Annotated in this window: 18 protein-coding genes; 4 read left to right on the top strand and 14 right to left on the bottom strand. The window is 61.0% G+C overall.

The window, feature by feature from the left end:
• Both IVB32_RS03110 and IVB32_RS03105 read left to right on the top strand, forming a co-directional pair.
• On the top strand, nt 1–183 hold a 183-nt coding region (locus tag IVB32_RS03110; protein ID WP_247409737.1), incomplete at its 5' end, for a hypothetical protein.
• A 562-nt stretch (nt 184–745) separates the two neighbouring features.
• Nucleotides 746–1135: a response regulator gene (locus IVB32_RS03105; RefSeq protein ID WP_247372792.1), complete on the top strand. Its 390-nt coding sequence runs from the start codon at nt 746–748 to the stop codon at nt 1133–1135.
• Nucleotides 1136–1319: 184 nt separating this feature from the next.
• Here IVB32_RS03105 and IVB32_RS03100 read toward each other — a convergent pair whose 3' ends face one another.
• From IVB32_RS03100 to IVB32_RS03035, 14 genes are all read right to left on the bottom strand, one after another.
• A complete protein-coding gene (locus IVB32_RS03100; RefSeq protein WP_247372790.1) occupies nt 1320–2630 on the bottom strand; it encodes an adenylate/guanylate cyclase domain-containing protein in 1311 nt (436 codons plus the stop codon).
• 391 nt (nt 2631–3021) lie between these two features.
• The gene (locus IVB32_RS03095) at nt 3022–3522 is read right to left on the bottom strand and encodes a cyclophilin-like fold protein (RefSeq protein WP_247409734.1); all 501 of its coding nucleotides are present in this window, start codon (nt 3520–3522) and stop codon (nt 3022–3024) included.
• Nucleotides 3523–3564: 42 nt separating this feature from the next.
• Nucleotides 3565–5775, bottom strand: a complete 2211-nt coding sequence (paoC, locus tag IVB32_RS03090) for an aldehyde oxidoreductase molybdenum-binding subunit PaoC (RefSeq protein ID WP_247372785.1) — start codon at nt 5773–5775, stop codon at nt 3565–3567.
• Nucleotides 5776–6039: 264 nt separating this feature from the next.
• Nucleotides 6040–6432: a cupin domain-containing protein gene (locus IVB32_RS03085; RefSeq protein ID WP_247372783.1), complete on the bottom strand. Its 393-nt coding sequence runs from the start codon at nt 6430–6432 to the stop codon at nt 6040–6042.
• Between the two features lie 62 nt (nt 6433–6494).
• Entirely contained in the window at nt 6495–7262 is a 768-nt protein-coding gene (locus IVB32_RS03080; RefSeq protein ID WP_247372781.1) for an SDR family oxidoreductase, read from the bottom strand.
• A gap of 141 nt (nt 7263–7403) precedes the next feature.
• Nucleotides 7404–9623, bottom strand: coding sequence for an aldehyde oxidoreductase molybdenum-binding subunit PaoC (paoC, locus tag IVB32_RS03075; RefSeq protein WP_247372779.1), 2220 nt, complete (start codon nt 9621–9623; stop codon nt 7404–7406).
• A complete protein-coding gene (locus IVB32_RS03070; RefSeq protein ID WP_247372777.1) occupies nt 9620–10573 on the bottom strand; it encodes a xanthine dehydrogenase family protein subunit M in 954 nt (317 codons plus the stop codon). Before IVB32_RS03070 ends, paoC (IVB32_RS03075) begins: the two co-directional genes overlap by 4 nt.
• Nucleotides 10570–11211: an aldehyde dehydrogenase iron-sulfur subunit PaoA gene (gene paoA, locus IVB32_RS03065; protein ID WP_247372798.1), complete on the bottom strand. Its 642-nt coding sequence runs from the start codon at nt 11209–11211 to the stop codon at nt 10570–10572. Before paoA ends, IVB32_RS03070 begins: the two co-directional genes overlap by 4 nt.
• A 377-nt stretch (nt 11212–11588) precedes the next feature.
• The gene (locus tag IVB32_RS03060; RefSeq protein WP_247372775.1) at nt 11589–12497 is read right to left on the bottom strand and encodes a LysR family transcriptional regulator; all 909 of its coding nucleotides are present in this window, start codon (nt 12495–12497) and stop codon (nt 11589–11591) included.
• Nucleotides 12498–12796: 299 nt separating this feature from the next.
• Entirely contained in the window at nt 12797–13180 is a 384-nt protein-coding gene (locus IVB32_RS03055) for a DUF1330 domain-containing protein (RefSeq protein ID WP_247372773.1), read from the bottom strand.
• Between the two features lie 26 nt (nt 13181–13206).
• On the bottom strand, nt 13207–13593 hold the full coding sequence (locus IVB32_RS03050) for a putative quinol monooxygenase (protein ID WP_247372771.1): 387 nt from the start codon (nt 13591–13593) through the stop codon (nt 13207–13209).
• A gap of 16 nt (nt 13594–13609) precedes the next feature.
• Nucleotides 13610–14005 carry a cupin domain-containing protein gene (locus tag IVB32_RS03045; protein WP_247372796.1) on the bottom strand — a complete coding sequence of 132 codons (396 nt, stop codon included), beginning with the start codon at nt 14003–14005 and terminating at the stop codon, nt 13610–13612.
• Between the two features lie 123 nt (nt 14006–14128).
• Nucleotides 14129–14821: a carboxymuconolactone decarboxylase family protein gene (locus IVB32_RS03040; RefSeq protein WP_346348219.1), complete on the bottom strand. Its 693-nt coding sequence runs from the start codon at nt 14819–14821 to the stop codon at nt 14129–14131.
• A gap of 89 nt (nt 14822–14910) precedes the next feature.
• Nucleotides 14911–16116 carry an arabinose transporter gene (locus IVB32_RS03035; protein WP_247372767.1) on the bottom strand — a complete coding sequence of 402 codons (1206 nt, stop codon included), beginning with the start codon at nt 16114–16116 and terminating at the stop codon, nt 14911–14913.
• A 121-nt stretch (nt 16117–16237) separates the two neighbouring features.
• On the opposite strand from IVB32_RS03035, the gene IVB32_RS03030 reads away from it, so the two are divergent.
• Nucleotides 16238–17137 carry a LysR family transcriptional regulator gene (locus IVB32_RS03030; protein WP_247372765.1) on the top strand — a complete coding sequence of 300 codons (900 nt, stop codon included), beginning with the start codon at nt 16238–16240 and terminating at the stop codon, nt 17135–17137.
• 393 nt (nt 17138–17530) lie between these two features.
• Nucleotides 17531–18436, top strand: a complete 906-nt coding sequence (locus IVB32_RS03025; RefSeq protein ID WP_247372762.1) for a PhzF family phenazine biosynthesis protein — start codon at nt 17531–17533, stop codon at nt 18434–18436.
• The last annotated feature ends 144 nt before the right edge of the window (nt 18437–18580 follow it).

The following is an 18580-nucleotide window of genomic DNA, read 5'->3' as shown; positions in this document are numbered from 1 at the left end:
CTGCCAAAATGCACCTCCCTTAGCTTGCAAATCAGCCAGAATCATACGCCTTATTTCGGTGGTTGCAATCCGCGCGAGTTAAGCCATCCCTCAATGTGGCCGGCGATATCGGCTTCGGGCCTTGCCAGCCAGATTAACCGATGCATTGCATTCGCTCGTGAACAAGGCCGCCGCGTCGGCTGATAGGCGATGGGTGATACCTGACGAAGCCGAACTGTCCTCGTTCACTCTAACGCTTCGGAATCAGAAGGGGTCGCCATTCAGCGACCCCTTGCCGGTTGAAATCTTGTTCGGGATGAAATGCCAGCCCCGGCAAAAGCCACAACGGAGGTAATGTGATGCTGGGGTATCCCGGACAACTACCATTCGTAGCATTGTCCCAACCTCACTTCCGGGCATGACAAACAAACGGCCCCAGCACGGGGCTAGATGCGGCAATTCGCACAGTCCGGGTGTTCGAAGTGCCCAAGTGCTTCCTTTTGCTGGTCCATGCCCGCTCCGCATAGTTCGAGAAACAGTAGCAAGGCAGATCCAAGCGCGACGTATCAAACGATACACAATGGCAAATTAGGGCGCGCCTGACTCAGCTTAGGACCTGGCGTTGCAGTGCGCCAACCGACCGCCACGAGCGGACGCCTCTTTTAGGAGGTCGCCCACTGAGGCGACGTACATGAAGCTGTCGAGCGGAACCCGGAACCGCCAGTTCGCGTTTGTCAGAAGGAGGGTCGCGTCAGGAGGCGAGATCATGACATCCCACGTAGCACGTTCAATAGAGGGCTGCCGCGTTCTGATCATTGAGGATGAATACTTCCTGGCAGATGACCTCGCGAAGGCGCTTCGGTTACTTGGCTGCAAAGTGATCGGCCCGGTCGCCGAACTTAGCTATGCGATGTCAATCGAAACCGGTTCGTTTGACCTTGCCCTGATCGATATAAACCTGCGCGGATGTTTAGCCTACCCGATCGCGGAGGAATTGAAGCGCCTCGGCAAGCCATTCATCTTTGTAACCGGATACGGTGCTGATGCTATTCCCCACCGCTTCAGGGACGTGCGGCGATTTGAGAAACCCTGTGACTTTGAGACGATCTCGGCTGAGATCAGCATGTTGTGTGGCCGTGTGCTTAGCCGGTCGTGACGAGTCCGCTGACGTCAGCTCCGGGTCACAGGCTGACTTTCGAGCCGACTTGACCTGGGGTCGGCTTATCTCCTCAAGGCAGACATAGCGGCCCTGTAAGCGAACGTCGCCGACGGGCCACAATTGGACATCGGGTGAAAGCTGCTCAGCTTTTTAAGGCCCAGTCGGCGACCCCGGATTAAATTCAGGTGACCGCTGCGAATAGGCGCATCGGCTCGGCAAGCCCCTTAAGCTCGGCCGGTCCCTGATCGACGAACTTGAGGCCAGCACCTGCCACTAGGTCTCGTACAGTGCTTGAGGCCAGAACTTCGCTCGCTTTCGCATGCTGAGCTACTCGTGCTGCGATGTGCACAGCAATGCCGCCCACATCGTCGCCCATCATTTCAATCTCACCAGTATGGACGCCGGCCCGCACTTCGAGATCGAGCGGCCGCACCGCGCTGATGATCCTCTGGGCGCAGCGAACAGCGCGCGCCGGGCCATCGAAGAGGGCCAGAAATCCGTCGCCTGTAGTCTTAACTTCGCGACCGCGATGCCGCTCCAGTTCCGAACGCACTGCCGCATGATGCGCTTCCAGAACTGAACGCCATTGCCTGTCGCCCACCAACGATGCTCTCTTTGTCGAATCAACGATGTCGGTAAACAGCACAGTCGAGAGGACGCGGTCAACGTCGACGGAAGTAGCCGAAACACCCATGAATTGTCTAATCTCCTCGACAATCCGGTCCTGATCTCCGGACCATGCGAGGTGATCGTTACCCGGGAGTTCGATGTAGCGCGCGTGAGGAATTCTCTTTCCAAGCTCGCGCCCGGCGAGTGCACGAATGCGTACATCGTCGCGCCGATGCATGACTAGGGTAGGAACCTGAATCGACGGCAGGATGGCCGTTACGTCGATCTCGCGGTTCATACGCATCAGGTTGATAACATCAGACGGGCTGGCCGCCGAGCGCTCGAACTTGGCGAAGCGCTCCATGGCCCCGGCAACTGCGGCTGCCGATGGAGAGAAACTGGGTAGACTTTTGCCGGTCCCCCAGCTGGACCGGATATCGCGCTCGAATCCCGCGAAATCGTCAAATGGAATGGAGGCGCCCACCGTGCGCGCATACGTACCAAACAGGATGAGGCCCGCGACACGTTCGGGATAGGTCGCCGCGAACAGGATCGACATCGGCCCGCCCTCCGAGACGCCGAACAAGTAGGCCTTCTTAGTACCTGAGACGTCAAGCACGGCGCGGATATCGTCGATCCTTTCATCGAGATGCGGGACACCAACGCCACGATCGCTAAGACCCGTGCCGCGTTTGTCGAATCGGATCAGTCGGCAAAACGAGCCGAGGTCGTTAAGGAAGCGCGCGGCGTTGGGATTCTCCCACGACTGCTCGAGATGCGAAACAAAGCCGGGCGTCATGAGCAAATCCGGACCTTCCTGTCCGGATATTTGGTAGGCGACGAAGACCTCGCCGCTGGTCACATAGCGCGTCTCGACAACCATGGCTTTCCGCCGGTCTCGCCCGCTGGGTAGCCTACGGCTAACGGCCAAGGAGTGCAATTGATCGGGTTAAGCTTATGGGCAGTGTTGGGGATGGCCTTAGCTGCCCATGTTCACTGAGGGTCCGCTGCGGACCTCAGTCGGAGCCTTGCCGAGGTCGGCTTCGAGTCACAAGCTGCCCTTGGCAGGTTACTTCGCGTTGATCGGCTCATCTCCCAGAAGCAGACATTTCGGCTTTCCGAGCGAAGGTCGGCATCGGGCCCAGGAGCCGACATCGGCTCAACCGGAGGGCAGTTGTGGCCCTCGGAGGGAGCGTCCGACACAACGACGGCATGAAAAGACGGACAAATACAGCTGGTCATATTCGGGCTCCCGCCGCGCGTCACGAGGGTGTTCATTGCGCACGCTCGATACGCACAGTGACGGGTCCAGGTCGATCAAAGATCGAAGCATCTCCAATCGCTTGTCCAAGGATGATGATGCCGGGCTGCGGGACTTGGCCGTCTCTGTAGTAGATAACAAAATGATCCGAAGTCCAAAGCCCGAGCGTCCCCCTTGAGAAATGCGTTTGCCGCGCGACTTCGACTAGAGGGAAAGGCAGATTGCCGGTCTTTTCCTGACGCAGGTGATCACGCATTTGGATTGCGACCGGCAACATGCGGAGGAGCGATCTGGCCGCTTCGTTGTCGGCCAATTCGGCAGTCATCTCGCCCCATTCAGAGGACATTTGGATGCGTTCCTGTGCCATGAGTGTTCCTGTCAGTCCGAGGACGAAGATGACCGCCACCAATATTTTTACGGGCATGTGGGTGTTCTTGCGATCATCGACCGCTTCTCCGCTCGGTTCGCGTTTCTCTACAGGCCAGACCGTGCGCTCATGAATGCCGCATAACACAAGGCGCCCCGTTTAACCGAGGGGATCCGGTTGTGCTCCGTTTCACGTTACATCTGGCAATGCGGCAAGGAACTTGTCGAGGGTGATAGGATACTCGCGGACCCGCACGCCGGTCGCGTTGTAGATGGCGTTGGCCACCGCGGCCGCGACACCGGTCAAGCCGAGTTCGCCGACACCCTTTGCCTGTAGCGGAGACATCGTTGGATCTAATTCGTCGATGAAGATCACGTCCAGGTGTGGAACATCCGCATGGACCGGCACCTCGTACCCGGCAAGATCATGATTCACAAAGAAGCCGAAACGGGTGTCGACGACCATCTCCTCCATCAGTGCGGCACCTATTCCCATTGTCATGCCGCCGATCACCTGACTCCTGGCCGTCTTGGGATTGAGAATGCGGCCAGCCGCGCAAACCGCAAGCATGCGCCTGACCCGGATCTCGCCGGTGAAGGAATCGACTGCCACCTCGGCGAAATGTGCACCGAAAGTCTGCTGTGCAAACCGCTTCGCCAGGTCGCCGTATTCCATGAAATCCTCGACGAGGATGTCACCTGACTGCGCGGCCGTCCCGAGCGGCACCGCCCGGTTGCCGGACCGCACCTCCCCGTCTGCGAACACGACATCCACCGAGTTGAAGCCGAGCTTTTGCGCGACGGCTTCGCGCAACTTGGCGCACGCCGCGTAGACTCCCGCGGTGACCGAAGGCGCGCCCTGCTGACCGCCCGATCCGGGCGTCTCTGGAAACGTGGAATCGCCGAGCTTGGCGACTACCTTGTCGATCGATACGCCCATCATTTCGGCGGCTGTCTGCGCGACGATCGTATAGCTGCCGGTGCCGATATCGGTCATGTCCGTTTCCACTGTCACCACGCCGCCGCTGTCGAGCCGCACACGTGCGCCTGACTTGCTGATCGGCGCCCCTCGGATCGCCGCCGCCATTCCCATGCCGACGAACCAACGGCCATCGCGCACCTTTCCGGGCGTAGCGTTTCGGTTACTCCAGCCGAATTTACCCGCTCCGGTCTCTAGACACTCGACAAAGCGACGCGACGAGAATGGTCGTTCAGGCTTCTCCGGGTCGACTTGGGTGTCGTTCAGGATCCGGAACCGGACCGGATCCATCCCCAGCTTCTCCGCCATTTCGTCCATCGCGATCTCGAGTGCCATCATACCGGGTGCTTCGCCCGGTGCTCGCATCGCGTTTCCTTCAGCCAGATCTAGTACAGCCAGACGTACACGGGTCATTCGGTTGGCGCCGGCGTAAAGCGCCCGAGTCGACAGTGTCGTCGGTTCGGTCCGACCACCTCGCAGGTTGCCCGAGAGGCTTTCGTGGCCGATCGCGATGATCTTGCCGTCCGAAGTTGCGCCAATCCGAATGCGCTGGATGGTCGCTGGACGATGGATCAGGTTGTTGAACATCAACGGCCGCTGGAGTGCCAGCTTGACGGGCCTGCGGGCTGCGCGCGCTCCCAGCGCTGCCATGACAAGGTCGGACTGAGCGGTGCCCTTCCCGCCAAATCCGCCGCCGATGTACGGTGATATGAGCCTGACGTTTTCTTTTGGAATGCCCAAGGTCTTGGCTAGATCGCGTGTGCCCCAGTTCATCTGCTGGATCGATGTCCAGCAGGTCAGCTTGTCACCCTCCCATATCGCCAACGTCGCGTGCGGCTCCATCATGGCGTGCGCCTGGTTGGGCGTCGTGTAGGTCTCGTCAAGCTTGACCCCGGAAGCAGCGAAAGCACCAGCGAAGTCCCCGACTGCTGTTTCGGTGGGCCCACCATATGGGCCCTGCTTGGCAACCGGCGCTGTCCGCTTCTGAGCTTCGAGATCGAACGAACCGTCGCTCTTGAGGTAGTCTATACGAACGAGAGAGGAGGCGGACCGTGCTTGCTCGAAGGTTTCGGCGACCACCAAGGCCGCGACTTGATGGTAATGATCGACTTCCGGGCCGGCCAGAAAGCACTGAGTATAGAACTCGCCCTTTGCGAGCGGTCCTGCGTTCTCATGGGTTATGACGGCGATGACACCCGGGGCAACCTTTGCACCGGTGGTATCGATGGACTTGATTTTCCCCTTGGAAATCGCTGTACCAACGACATAGCCGTATGCGGCGTCGCGTGCGACGCCATCATGCTCATAGGCGTAAGTGGCCGTGCCCGTCGTCTTGAGCCGTCCCTCGACCCGATCATGCGGTTTGCCGACGACCCTGAGCCGGTCGATCGGATTGGGCGCTGCGAGCCTATCGAACTTCATGGCTCATCCTTTCGCATACACAGCCGTGGGCCTTCGCCTCCCGTCACTGGAACCAGGGTTCGCGAAGAAGGATTTCTTTCGACGAAGCAGATACGGCTTGTCCTGCGCGAACTCCTGCCCGGTGACTCGCCGACGAACCATGCGTCGCGGCCAAATCATCATGTCCGCTCCAAAGCATTCGGAGCCCCTGGGGCGCCTGCAGCTGGAAGTGCCCGACAATTGCCATGAGACGGACAACGCGTATTCATGGAAAGCTCTTTGATCTCACTTTCGGTATTGCTCTTCGGAGACCTTCTCCAAACATGTGACCGGCGTTCCATTCAAAGCCTCCTGGATTGCGATGTGGCTCATTGCCGTGCTCGCGGTGCCTCCGTGCCAGTGCTTCTCGTCAGGCTCGAACCAAACAACGTCTCCCGGTCCAATCTCTTCGACAGGGCCGCCCTCCCGCTGCACCCAGCCCAGACCCGACGAGACGATCAGAGCTTGGCCAAGTGGGTGGGTATGCCAGGCCGTGCGCGCACCAGGTTCGAACGTCACCAGATTGCCCGCCGCGCGCGCCGGCTCCGGTGGGCTGAAGAGCGGGTAGATCCGAACGGTGCCCGTAAACCATGCCGGCCCTTTGCCGGATGGCCGAGAGCCGCTGCGTATGATGTTCATGACCTTTTTCTTCCGATGCCACCCCGATAATTGTAGGTGGGTCTCAGACCCGATCCACTGTCCTACGCTGTCTGACCACCATCGATGACCATTGCGTGCCCCACGACAAATGCCGCCGCGTCTGAGCACAGCCAAACGACGGCAGCGGCGATTTCCTCGGGTTTTCCCATCCGTCCGACAGGTTCCTGTGCGATCACGCGCTCCCTTCCCTCTGGTGTGCCCCCACTGAAGCGTTCCATCATTGGCGTTTCGATGATGCCGGGGCATACGACGTTCACACGAATGTTGGACTTGGCGTAGTCGAGTGCTGCCGCTTTGGAGAGACCGACGACACCGAATTTCGCTGCACAGTACCCTGCCTGCCCTTGGATGCCCTTGACCCCAGCCCCAGAGGAAATGTTCACGATCGCGCCGCCTCCCTGCTTCATGATCAAGGGGATCTCGGATCTCATACACAGGAAAACGCCGCGTAGATCGACTTCGATCAATCGATCCCACCGCTCTACCGTGAGATCGGCCAATGGCATGACAGCCTGTTCGATGCCGGCATTGTTGACGGCGTAGTCCAGGCGCCCGAATACTTCGATTGTCTTCTGCAGCGCGGCCCTGACATCTTCCTCACGGGAGACGTCGCACCTGATGGCAAGTGCCCGTCCACCGGATTGCTCGACGAGCCGAGCGGTTTCTTGATTATTCGTTTCCGAGGTATCTGCGATCACGACACTGGCGCCTTCACGCGCGAACGCCAGCGCTGCCGCCCTGCCGATGCCCGCACCTGCTCCCGTCACAAAGGCTACCTTCCCGCCAAAATTATCCCTCACGTTAGGCATGTCGGCTCCCAATAATCGTGCTGTGGTCGATACGATTCAACGTCGCAGCAGCGTTTGCTGGCGCGACGCTCAGCCATTGGCGTTATAGCTTCAACCATCTTGATCCAGCGGCAGCATCGGTCGAAGATCGGCAGCGCCCAATCATGATACGGCCGGCAGGCTATTGAGGTGTTTATCCAAGGTGACCGGGTAATCTCGCACGCGAACGCCGGTCGCATTGTACACTGCATTGGCAACGGCGGCGGCGACGCCGCAAATTCCGAGTTCGGCCACGCCCTTTGCCTTCATCGGCGAGACCTTGTCGTCCGCCTCATCCAGGAAGATCACTTCCGGATGCGGTATGTCAGCGTGAACCGGCACTTCATAGCCGGCGAGGTCGTGATTGACGAAGAAGCCCCGGCGCTTGTCGACGGCGAGTTCCTCCATCAAGGCGGCACCTACGCCCATGGTCATCGCTCCAATCACCTGGCTCCGGGCGGTCAATGGATTCAGGATTCGGCCCGCTGCGCAGACCGCGAGCATTCGACGAACGCGAATTTCGCCGGTGAATCCGTCGACGGCCGCCTCGACGAAATGGGCGCCGAAGGTCGACTGCTGGTAGCTCTTGTCGAGGCCTCCCCATTCAATCTTGTCCTCGGCGACGAGTTCGCCGTCGCGGACGGCGTCGGTCAGTTTGGCCGAGCGGTTGCCGCCGAGCACCTGACCGTCCACGAAGGTCGCCTCCGCTGAGTTGAATCCGAGGCGTTGCGCGACCGCTTCCCGCAGCTTTACGCATGCGGCGTACACGCCAGACGTCGAACTGTTCGCGCCGAACTGACCTCCCGATCCGGAGGAGACGGGGAACGCGGAATCGCCGAGCCGTACTGACACCTTTTCAATGCCGACGCCCATCATCTCGGCGGCGGTCTGCGCGATGATCGTGTAACTGCCGGTCCCGATGTCGGTCATGTCGGTTTCAACCGTGACACGACCGTCTTGTCCCAGACGGACACGGGCGCCTGAAGGAATGTTCATGTTGTTCCGAAACGCGACCGCCATGCCCATGCCGACCAGCCAGTTGCCGTCCCGCACTGCCCCGGGGGACGCGCTCCGGTGCTGCCACCTGAACCGCTCGGCGCCTTCGCGCAGACAACTCACCAGGTCGCGTTGGGAGAACGGACGGTCCGGCTTCTCGGGGTCCACCTGCGTATCGTTGCGTACGCGGAGCTCAACGGGATCCATGCCAAGCTTCTCGGCCAGTTCGTCCATTGCGATCTCGAGCCCCATCAACCCCGGCGCTTCGCCAGGGGCTCGCATCGCATTTCCTTCGGGCAAGTCCAGGACTGCAAGCCGCATCGAGGTGAGACGATTGGGGCCGGCGTAGAGTAGCCGCGTCTGATTCGTCGCCGTCTCCGGCTGGCCGTCGGGAAGATCGCCTGAGCCGCTTTCGTGGGCGATGGCGAGGATGTTTCCGTCCGCGGTGGCTCCGATCCGAATGCGTTGCCGGGTCGCGGGACGATGCGTCGTGTTGTTGGGGACGAACGGCCGCGGCAGCGCGACTTTGACGGGACGACCAGCCGCTTTTGCTCCCAACGCGGCCATCACCGCGTCGGAGCGCAGGAACAGCTTGCAGCCGAACCCGCCACCCACATATGGCGACACGAAGCGGACGTTCTCCTTGGGGATGCCGAGGGTGGTCGCGAGATCCGTCCTGCCCCAGTCTATCATCTGGTTCGACGTCCACATTGTCAGCTTGTCGCCGTTCCACGCTGCGATCGAAGCGTGAGGCTCCATCATCGAATGGCTCTGGTCGGGCGTCGTGTAGAGCTCGTCGAGCTTCACCGGCGCTCGAGCGAAGGCCTGCTCGAAATCGCCGGTGCGACTTTCCGAAGGTCCCTGCTTCTCGGGACTGTTCGGGTCTTTCGCAAGGGGCGCAGTCCTCAGCGCCTCTTCGAGATCGAACCTTCCTTCCGACTGCGCGTATTCGACGCGCACCGAGGCGGCTGCCGCCGTCGCCTGCTCGAAGGTCGTCGCCACTACCACCGCGACCGCCTGGTGGTAGTGGTCGATGTCGGGGCCGCCGAGCAGCTTCGCCGTGTTGTGTTTTCCTTTGCCGAGCTTGCCGGCGTTCTCAGCAGTCACGATGGCGATGACCCCGGGCGCGCGCTCCGCCACCGTCAAGTCCATCCTCGCGATACGGCCCTTGCCGATTGCGGAGCCCACGATAACCCCGTAAGCAGGATCGGTCACAACGTCGTGATGCTCATATGCGTACGCCGCCTTTCCCGTAGTCTTCAAGGGTCCATCGATGCGGGGGTGCGCACGCCCCACTACCCGCATGCGATCGATCGGGTTGGTCTGGGCGGGTGTATCGAACTTCATTTCTGCCTCGCTTCGTGCATGACGGCGGCGACCGTCCGCTCAACGAGCGGCACCTTGAATGCGTTCTCCTTGGTGGGCTTCGCATCGGCAAGCAGCCGGGCGGAGAACGGCTTCGCCCCTGCGCGCAGCTCGGCTTCCGCTTTTTCGATACGCCAAGGTTTGGGCGCCACTCCGCCCACCGCCACACGTCCCGTACCGTCGCGCTGCAGTACTGCAGCGACAGAAACCAGGGCGAACGCGTAAGACGCACGATCACGGACCTTCTTATAGATGTGTGTTCCGCCGAGCGGAGGCGGCAGCGTCACCGCGGTGATTAGCTCGCCCGAGGAAAGCGTTGTCTCGACATTCGGTGTATCGCCGGGTAGCCGGTGGAAATCGGCAATGGGTATCTTCCGCGTCAGTCCGGCGGCGTCGATGGTCTCCACCTCGGCGTCGAGCGCCCGCATGGCGACCGCCATATCGGAGGGATTCGTGGCGATGCACGCCTCGCTCACCCCGATCACGCCCAGTTGGCGGCTGTAGCCCGCGATCGCCGCGCAGCCCGACCCGGGGTTTCTCTTGTTGCAGGGTTGGTTGGTGTCGTAAAAGTAGGGACAGCGCGTGCGCTGGAGAAGATTGCCCGCCGTCGTCGCCTTGTTGCGGAGCTGACCGGACGCGCCGGCGAGAAGTGCGCGGCTGAGCACGCCATAGTCCCTCCTGACGCGCATGTCGGCGGCGAGAGCGGTGTTTCTCACCAAGGCGCCGATGCGAAGTCCACCGTCTTCGGTCTTCTCGATCTTGTCGAACTTCAGCCCGTTGACGTCGATCAGGTGCTGCGGGGTTTCGATCTCGAGCTTCATCAGGTCGAGGAGATTGGTGCCGCCGGCGATGAACTTCGCGCCCGGCGTCGCCTTTGCTTTGGCGGCAGCTTCTTGGGCCGAGGTAACGCGTTCGTAGGTGAATGCCCTCATGTCTTGCTCCCGGCGGCCTCGGCGATTGCCTCGGCGATGTTGGAGTAGGCGCCGCAGCGGCAGATGTTGCCGCTCATGCGTTCGCGCATCTCGATGTTCGTAAGCTCGGGCGGAGACGTCAGGTCGGCGCTGACATGGCTCGGAACGCCAGCCTTGATCTCATCGAGCACTGCGACAGCAGAGCAGATCTGCCCCGGCGTGCAATAGCCGCACTGATAGCCGTCATGTTTGACGAACGCCGCCTGCATCGGGTGCAGTTGCTCGGGCGTACCGAGGCCTTCGATCGTGGTGATCTTATCGCCCTGGTGCATGACCGCGAGGGTGAGGCAGGAGTTGATGCGAACTCCGTTTACGATCACGGTACATGCTCCACACTGACCATGGTCGCAGCCCTTCTTCGAGCCGGTGAGATGAATATGCTCGCGGAGCGCGTCGAGGAGCGTGGTGCGCGTGTCCAATTGAAGGCTGTACGGCTTGCCGTTGATTTCGAACGAGACCTCGAAATCCTGCCGCACCGGGCCAGATCTTGCCGGTTGTGCTTGCGCTTGCCCGCCTGGAAATATTCCGATCATGGCCGTAGCGGTTCCGCCGACCAAGACGCCTCGTCTCGACACTTCCGATTCGACGGGGTTTGCCATGTCGTCTCCAGATCTCGTTGCGTGTATTCGTATAACGCAAGCCAATCCCCGTACCGTTTGATAGTTCATGCGCCCAAGATTGATGCGACGATGAATATTTCTCATGTACGCCGGCGTAGGTCTGAGGCGGGCTACGCGGCCAACGCCGCGAGCGACCATGCCGATAATTGGGGCCCAGCCCCATTCGCTGTATGCGACGGCGGGGAGACAGACTGTGCAGCGCTGATATCGAAGGTGCTTTGGTAGCCCTTCAGGTCATAGAACGGGTCGCCAACGGTGGGGCAGATGATTGCCAGCGTCGGATCACCGCGACCATAAGGCCTCCAGCGGATCCGACGCTTCATTGAGCCACATTCAGCGATCCGGAACGAGCCGGTTCAAAGGCCCAGCGGCCGCAGCTCCCGGACATGGTCGATGAAGAGCCGCAGCGCCGCTGGGACCTGGCGACGGCTCGAGTAGTATGCGTGAAATCCGGGACCAAGCGGCGCCCAGTCGTCCAACACTGTACGCATCGTGCCATCGCGAAGATATTCGCGAACCATTGGGTCTGCGACGTACATCAGTCCGGCGCCGTCCTTCACGGCGGCCAGTCCGATCTGCCCCTGATCAACGGTCAAACCGCCCTGAACATTCACCTCGAATTTCTCGTCACCGCGCTCGAACTCCCAGCGATAGATGCTGTCGTCTCCGATCCGGATCCTCACGCAGCGATGAGCCTGCAGATCATCGGGATGGAGCGGTGCTCCGTACCGTTCGAGATAGGATGGAGCCCCTACGACGAGCCAGCGGACATCGGCGGAGAGGCGCTGGGCAATCATGTCCTGCGGGACGGTGCCGCCGTACCTGATGCCAGCGTCAAAGCCGCCTTCGACCACGTCAATCATCCGATTGTTCACAGAGAACTCGATTTCGATTTCGGGATATCGCTCGAGAAACATGGCCATCACCGGCCCGATGAGAAATTGGGCCGCCTCGGTTGGTACGCTGAGCCGCACTCGCCCCCTGGGCGTTTCGCGGAAACGGTTGAGCACATCGAGGGCACTATTGATTTCATCGAATGGCCGAACGAGCGCAGACTGAAGAGCCTCGCCTGCGGCGGTGAGCGTCACGCTGCGGCTCGTCCGGTTCAAGAGGCGGAGCCCGAGACGCTCTTCGAGGCCGCGCAGCGCGTGGCTCAGAGCCGAGGCGCTGATCTCAAGCTCGAGCGCAGCTCGCCGAAAATTGCGATGTTTCGCGATCTCCAGGAAGTACGAGAGGTCGGCAAAGTTCGATCGACGCGGCTGCATCTTCAGCGGCTCCTTGGTTCAGCAGGCGCGCTGTCCGCTTCCGGCGAAGCGTGGCGTCTCTAGAGAGGCATACATGGGTGGCGCTGCTGCGCTTAGCGGCCCGTAGAAGAACAGAGCATCTTGATGCAGGACATGTCCACAGACATCCAGAACGCTTCCGCCGAACGCGCGGCCTGGCCGAAGCCAAGGTAGCGGAATCGCGCCCGAGCGGACGGCAATGTCTGCTTCGAGTCAACAGCGACGGCCAATAGCAGACGATAGCGCACCACAATTATCGCCAGTCTGTGCTTTGTAGAGCTTTAATTCACTCCATCCACGGCAAAGATGCGAAAACTGCCGTGCCTTTCTCCGATGGTGCGTGCCCTGGTATATTCCGGAGAATGCCTCCACTTAGTCATCTGCTCGCGTGATTCCCACCGGACCAGGACGACCCGTCCCTTCGGGGGATCGCCATCGATGGAAACTCCACTTCCACCGCCCAGGTAGCGTCCTCCGTACATCTTGAGGCTCTCACGTGCCAACGGCGCGAATTCCTTGGCGAATGCGTCGGGGTCTCGCACCGTGTTGTCCTCGATCATGTAGACTGGCAGGTTTCCCTGCGCCTTTAGAGAATGGACGCCGAAACCACCGATACCAATTCCGGCTACCATCGCCGCCGCCGCAATAGCGAATGGATTATTCATGCTCATTTCCCTCTTTGGATTAATGCTCACTTCGATTGTGCGCCCAGCATGATAGGCACCGTCTGCACAAGCTTGAGCGACTTCACCATCTTTTCCGTCGTCGCCTTATATTTCTTGAAATGATCCGATCCGAGGTGCGCTTCGTAGGCATTCGTGTCGCGGTAGATTTCGAAGACCCTGACATGGGTCGGATTATCGTTCTCGGACACCGCGTAGAGCACCAGCACGCCCGGCTCCTTTCGAATGGCGGCGTCGATCTGCTCCTGCACTGCGGCCCTGTACGCGTCCAGCTGCGTGGGATCGATCTCGATCTCCGCCACCTGCACGTACTGTCCATCCGCCTGCTGAGCGATAGCTCCACCGCCCAATGCCGCAACCAGCATAGATGCCCCGAAAAGCTGCTTTGTGTTCATCTCTCCTCCGTTTGCTTCACTTTCGGTATTGCTCGTCGGCGACCTTCTCCATCCAGTCGACGTTCTTGCCGCCGAGGGATTCCTGAATGGCAATGTGGGTCATTCCGGTGGTCGGCGTCGCGCCATGCCAGTGCTTCAGCCCCGGCGGAAACCACACCACATCGCCGGGCCGCACCTCCTCGATGGAGCCGCCGTCGCGCTGCACCCATCCTAGTCCCGAGGTGATGATCAGCGTCTGGCCGAGAGGATGCGTATGCCATGCGGTGCGGGCGCCAGGCTCGAAGGTGACCTGGCCGGCGCCGGCGCGTGCCGGATCGGGCGCCTGAAACAGCGGGTCCACACGAACCGAGCCGGTGAACCAGTCCGACGAGCCCTTCGCGGAAGGCCGCGAACCGTTTCGCTTGATATCGATCTCCATCATTCCACTCCTTGCTGGGTTCGATTTCTCGGCGGTGGCCCTGCCGCCCACGGTCAGGATGGCCAGTCCGGCTGCACCGCCGGCGATCACTCCTCGTCGCGAATGCATCGGCATCCCCTACCGAGGCCGCCTCTCGATGACTTCCTTGACGATGGGCGCCGCGGAGAACGCGTTGGGCCAGCCGGCGTAGAAGGCGAGATGACCGAGCACCTCGCCGGCCTCTTCCCGGGTCAACCCGTTGTCCATCGCTCGGTTCAGATGATAGGTGATCTGGGTAACCTGCCCGGTCGCGACGAGAGCGCTCACGGTTACAAGACTCCGGTCCCTGGGGGCGAGGCCCGGCCTCAGCCAGAGGTCCCGGAACAGCGCGTCCGTGGTGTACAGGACGAGGCTCGGCGTGATCTGGCCGAATTGCTGATCTACCCGCGCCCCGCGCTGCGCCTCCGCCGCCTCGTCGAGCGGAAGTTGTGAACCTGAGGCCGACGGGAGCTGATCGGCCCCGATATTGCGGCTCTTGAAGACGTCCCTCGCCGCCGGGATGGCATCCATCGCGTTCGCCCATCCCGTGTAGAAAGCCAGGTGCGTGATGATCTCGGATATCTCGGCGGGCTTCACGCCGTTGTCGAGCGCGAGACCCAGATAGAACGGCAGTTCGACCGTCTGGTCGCGGGCGATGAGTGCGGCCACCGTCACTATGCCGCGGTCCCGAGCCGAAAGACCGGGACGCTTCCAGAGACCGCCCAGAACGTATTTTTGGGCGTAGTTCTCGAGCGCGGGGGCGACGGCGCGAAGATCTTCCGATTTCGACATGGGGTTGGCTCCTTCTACAATCGTCTGCTCCGCGGCGGCGGCGCCGCAGACGATCAGGCAGAACGAAAACAACGTCGTTGCGAGCAGTCTCATTGCGGGCATCCTTCTATGGCTGTCGGGTGTGCGATGAGCCACGATGCGATGACCGCGGCGCAGAGCACCGTGAAAGAGCTGGCGAGAAACACGACGTTCAGCCTTGCGCCGGTGGCGATCAGTCCAAGAACCGGACTGGCAAGTCCCTGGGCCAGGTCCAGGAAAGCGGTGTAGGCCCCCATCGCCAACCCGCGGCTTTGCGCCGGCACCCGGCGCACCGCCTCGACCCCGAAACCTGGATAGACGAGGGAGAAGCCAAAACCGGTCAACGCGGCACCGATCAGGACCGTTTCGGGTCGGATCGATAGCCAGATCAGCGCCAGACCGGCGGCTTCGATCAGCGCACAGACCAGCGCGACCGGCGCGCCGCCGATTGCATCGGCCAGATGGCTGAAGCACACGCGGGCCAGAATGAAGGCGCTTGCATAGGCCGTGTAGGCGAGCCATCCGTTGGCCCACCCGCGCGCCGCGAACAGCAGGGCGACGAATGTGGTGACCGCGCCGAAGCCGACGCTGCCGAGCGCTGAACCAAGGCCCGGTATCCACACCGCGCCCACCACCTTGGCGAATGAGAGCCGCGCGTGCTGTGCGGGGGCGACCGACGGAAGAGGCGAAACGAGCAGTAGGGTAACGAGCGGAGCTGCGGCGGTGGCGAACGCGATCGCCGGGAAGCCGTAGGCAGCGTAGAGAGCGGCTCCCGCCGGCGCGCCGATGGCGAAGGCGGCGAACATCGCCGACCCTATCCATGCGATGACCTTGCCTGTGCTGCGGGCGTCGGCAAGCGCCAGTCCCCAGCTCACGGCAGCCGTGATGATGAAGCTTTCCGCCGCTCCGAGCAGTCCCCGGCCAAGCAGAAGTATCATGACCGACGTCAACGGAGCATCTGTAAAGGCTACGGATGACAGGTAAAGCAGCCCGGAGACCGCGGCCGCCAGCATGCCGATGACCACCCCGCGCTTAGCACCGCGCCTGTCCGAAAAATGGCCCGCCCATGGTCGCGAGATGAGCGAAGCGGCAAACTGACTGCCGGCGACGAGGCCGACCGCGAAAGGACCCAAGCCCAAACCATCGTGGACGTGGAGGGGAAGGACCGGCATCGCGATGCCGATCACGAGAAATGCGACGAAGACCACCCCCATGATCGGCAACAACGCTTTGCCGCCGGAAACCGCGACCGGCCCTTGCATAGTTGCGACGCTCATGTTGGTTCCTTCTGCCATGGTCACTTGCCCTTCGGAGATGGCACTCTCGCCCAACCTAGGACTTTAGCTCGCTGCAGATTAGGTGATAGATTCCGAATGTAGTCATTAGGGAGGCTTATCAATGAAGCGAGAGGACGCTAGCGATCTCCTCGCGTTCTTGGCGGTGGCCAGGGAACGCAGCTTCACCCGTGCGGCGGCAAAGCTCGGCATGACGCAATCGGCCCTCAGCCAAATCATTCGGAATCTGGAGGAGCGGCTCGGGGTCCGGCTGTTGAACCGAACGACCCGGAGCGTTACGCCAACTCAGGCCGGAGAGCGGCTATTCTCCAGCGTCGGCCCCAAGTTCACAGAAATGGATGCCGCGCTCGCTGCGCTCGGCGAACTGAGGGAAAACCCGGCCGGAACCATCCGTATCACCTCGACCGAATATGCCGCCGAGGCGATCCTGATGCCGGCCTTGGCCAAACTCCTTCCGAAATATCCGGACATCAAGGTCGAGGTCGTCTTCGACTACGGACTGACCAACATCGTGGCACAACAGTACGATGCTGGAATCCGGCCAGGCGAAATGGTCGCGAAGGACATGATCGCGGTTCGGGTCGGTCCGGACCTCCGCATGGCCGTGGTTGGCTCGCCCTCCTACTTCGAGCACCACAAGAAGCCACGCACGCCTCGCGATCTGACGGATCAAAACTGCATCAACCTGCGCCTGCCCACGCACGGAGGAAGCCTATACGCCTGGGAGTTCGCACGAAATGGGCGAGATCTTAATGTACGGGTTGAGGGACAGCTCGTCTTCAACGGCGCGGATGCACTACTGAAAGCCTCGTTGAACGGCCTCGGCCTCGCCTATCTTACAGAAGGCCACGTGCAGCCATATCTCGCAAGCGGCCGACTGGTTCGAGTGCTCTCGGAATGGTGCCCGCCCTTTCCAGGGTATCACCTCTACTATCCAAGCCGCCGTCAACCGTCGCCCGCGTTCTCTGTGTTGGTTGACGCACTCCGATATCGGAGGAACTGAAGCTGCAGCGGTGCCCTTGAGACAGAACGAACATATCCGCTTTGGGTCAAAAGCGCTGATTTAAACCTCGGCCGGTTGCTTCCGGTCTAGCACCAACTTCGGACATGTAGCCGCGCCGCGCGAACTGTCGCGAAGGGCCAATTGCAGACCTCGCCGGCTTACTTAACCTAAAGCGACCCGTTGCCTTTTGCGGAAATAGAACCACGCTGCCTTCACAGCAGCGCTTGCCATGAACAACAATCCGCCCAGGATTACTGTCCAGAAATTTATCGCGTAACCGATGCGGCCGACGTTCACGGCGGGAGCACAGGCGGCCGCCCCGGCCCACTTGCTGCCATTTGATCCGCAGCGATATTGTCGGTCTCCTGAACATATGAGGCTGGAGGCCCAATCGTGAGACTGCCGTTCAAGACCGTGGACGTCTTTACAGGAACTCGTTTCCACGGCAATCCCCTTGCTGTGGTGCTGGAAGCCGGGGCCCTCTCCACCTCTCAGATGCAGTCCATTGCACGCGAGTTCAACTACTCTGAGACGGCCTTCGTGTGTCCGCCGCAGGATCCCAATAACACGGCAGAGGTGCGGATATTCACGCCCACCGTTGAAGTGCCCTTCGCCGGTCACCCAAATATCGGCACAGCCTTTGTATTGGCCTCGCTTCCTGAATACGCCGAAAAGGACGTACTTCATTTCGAAGAGCGCGCTGGACTCGTTGCGACGCGCATTATTCGCAGCCAAGAGGCGGTTGTCCGCGCAGAGCTTACGGTCCCGCAAACACCTTCCGTCTCATCGAAGTTCGGGGCTGACACAATCGCTGATTGCCTCGGGCTTCATGCGACAGATATTTGCGTCGAGCGCCATGGTCCGGTCATCGCATCTGTCGGGCTACCCTTTCTGATCGCAGAGGTTCGGTCCCGCTCAGCATTGACTAACGCCACGCCCAACGCGGCCGCGTTTGCGCGGTACCTTCCCAAGGACGGGGCTGACGCAATTTACATCTATACCCACGACGTTGCGCCGAACGACGGACATGACATCAATCTATCGGCACGCATGTTCGCACCATGGGACGGTCTCCCAGAAGACCCAGCAACTGGTAGTGCTACGGCGGCCGCCGTCGTTCTGGCCTGCCTGGCAGGCGCAGAGTTTCCCCGGAATAGACCGGTGCGTGTCGCACAAGGCGTCGATATGGGGCGGCCGTGCTTGATCGAGGTTCTAGTGGACAAGCAAGCGAGTGACCATCCTACCGTGCGGGTCGGGGGCTGTTGCGTCGACGTGATGGAAGGAACAATCACACTCTAGCGAACGGTTGTCCATGCCGCGCCCAGGTGCCAATGTCCGAGATGGGCCATGTGTGGACGTATATGGACCCCGCCCGATTGCAACGACTGGCTTGATCAGGATCGACGGCCACAACTGCTGACGTATATCCGGCTTCTTGATGCG

This window comes from Bradyrhizobium sp. 23 (assembly GCF_023073295.1).
GTDB classification, from domain to species: Bacteria; Pseudomonadota; Alphaproteobacteria; order Rhizobiales; family Xanthobacteraceae; genus Bradyrhizobium; species Bradyrhizobium canariense_D.
This window is presented reverse-complemented; position numbering and strand designations above follow the sequence as displayed.

What these genes read in the sequence shown, in the direction of transcription:
- IVB32_RS03050 (WP_247372771.1), bottom strand. Translation starts at nt 13,593, where the DNA reads ATGAACACAAAGCAGCTTTTCGGGGCATCTATGCTGGTTGCGGCATTG.
- IVB32_RS03070 (WP_247372777.1), bottom strand. Translation starts at nt 10,573, where the DNA reads ATGAGGGCATTCACCTACGAACGCGTTACCTCGGCCCAAGAAGCTGCC.
- IVB32_RS03035 (WP_247372767.1), bottom strand. Translation starts at nt 16,116, where the DNA reads ATGAGCGTCGCAACTATGCAAGGGCCGGTCGCGGTTTCCGGCGGCAAA.
- IVB32_RS03080 (WP_247372781.1), bottom strand. Translation starts at nt 7,262, where the DNA reads ATGCCTAACGTGAGGGATAATTTTGGCGGGAAGGTAGCCTTTGTGACG.
- paoC (WP_247372785.1), bottom strand. Translation starts at nt 5,775, where the DNA reads ATGAAGTTCGATAGGCTCGCAGCGCCCAATCCGATCGACCGGCTCAGG.
- IVB32_RS03055 (WP_247372773.1), bottom strand. Translation starts at nt 13,180, where the DNA reads ATGAATAATCCATTCGCTATTGCGGCGGCGGCGATGGTAGCCGGAATT.
- IVB32_RS03040 (WP_346348219.1), bottom strand. Translation starts at nt 14,821, where the DNA reads ATGTCGAAATCGGAAGATCTTCGCGCCGTCGCCCCCGCGCTCGAGAAC.
- paoA (WP_247372798.1), bottom strand. Translation starts at nt 11,211, where the DNA reads ATGGCAAACCCCGTCGAATCGGAAGTGTCGAGACGAGGCGTCTTGGTC.
- IVB32_RS03085 (WP_247372783.1), bottom strand. Translation starts at nt 6,432, where the DNA reads ATGAACATCATACGCAGCGGCTCTCGGCCATCCGGCAAAGGGCCGGCA.
- IVB32_RS03030 (WP_247372765.1), top strand. Translation starts at nt 16,238, where the DNA reads ATGAAGCGAGAGGACGCTAGCGATCTCCTCGCGTTCTTGGCGGTGGCC.
- paoC (WP_247372779.1), bottom strand. Translation starts at nt 9,623, where the DNA reads ATGAAGTTCGATACACCCGCCCAGACCAACCCGATCGATCGCATGCGG.
- IVB32_RS03060 (WP_247372775.1), bottom strand. Translation starts at nt 12,497, where the DNA reads ATGCAGCCGCGTCGATCGAACTTTGCCGACCTCTCGTACTTCCTGGAG.
- IVB32_RS03105 (WP_247372792.1), top strand. Translation starts at nt 746, where the DNA reads ATGACATCCCACGTAGCACGTTCAATAGAGGGCTGCCGCGTTCTGATC.
- IVB32_RS03100 (WP_247372790.1), bottom strand. Translation starts at nt 2,630, where the DNA reads ATGGTTGTCGAGACGCGCTATGTGACCAGCGGCGAGGTCTTCGTCGCC.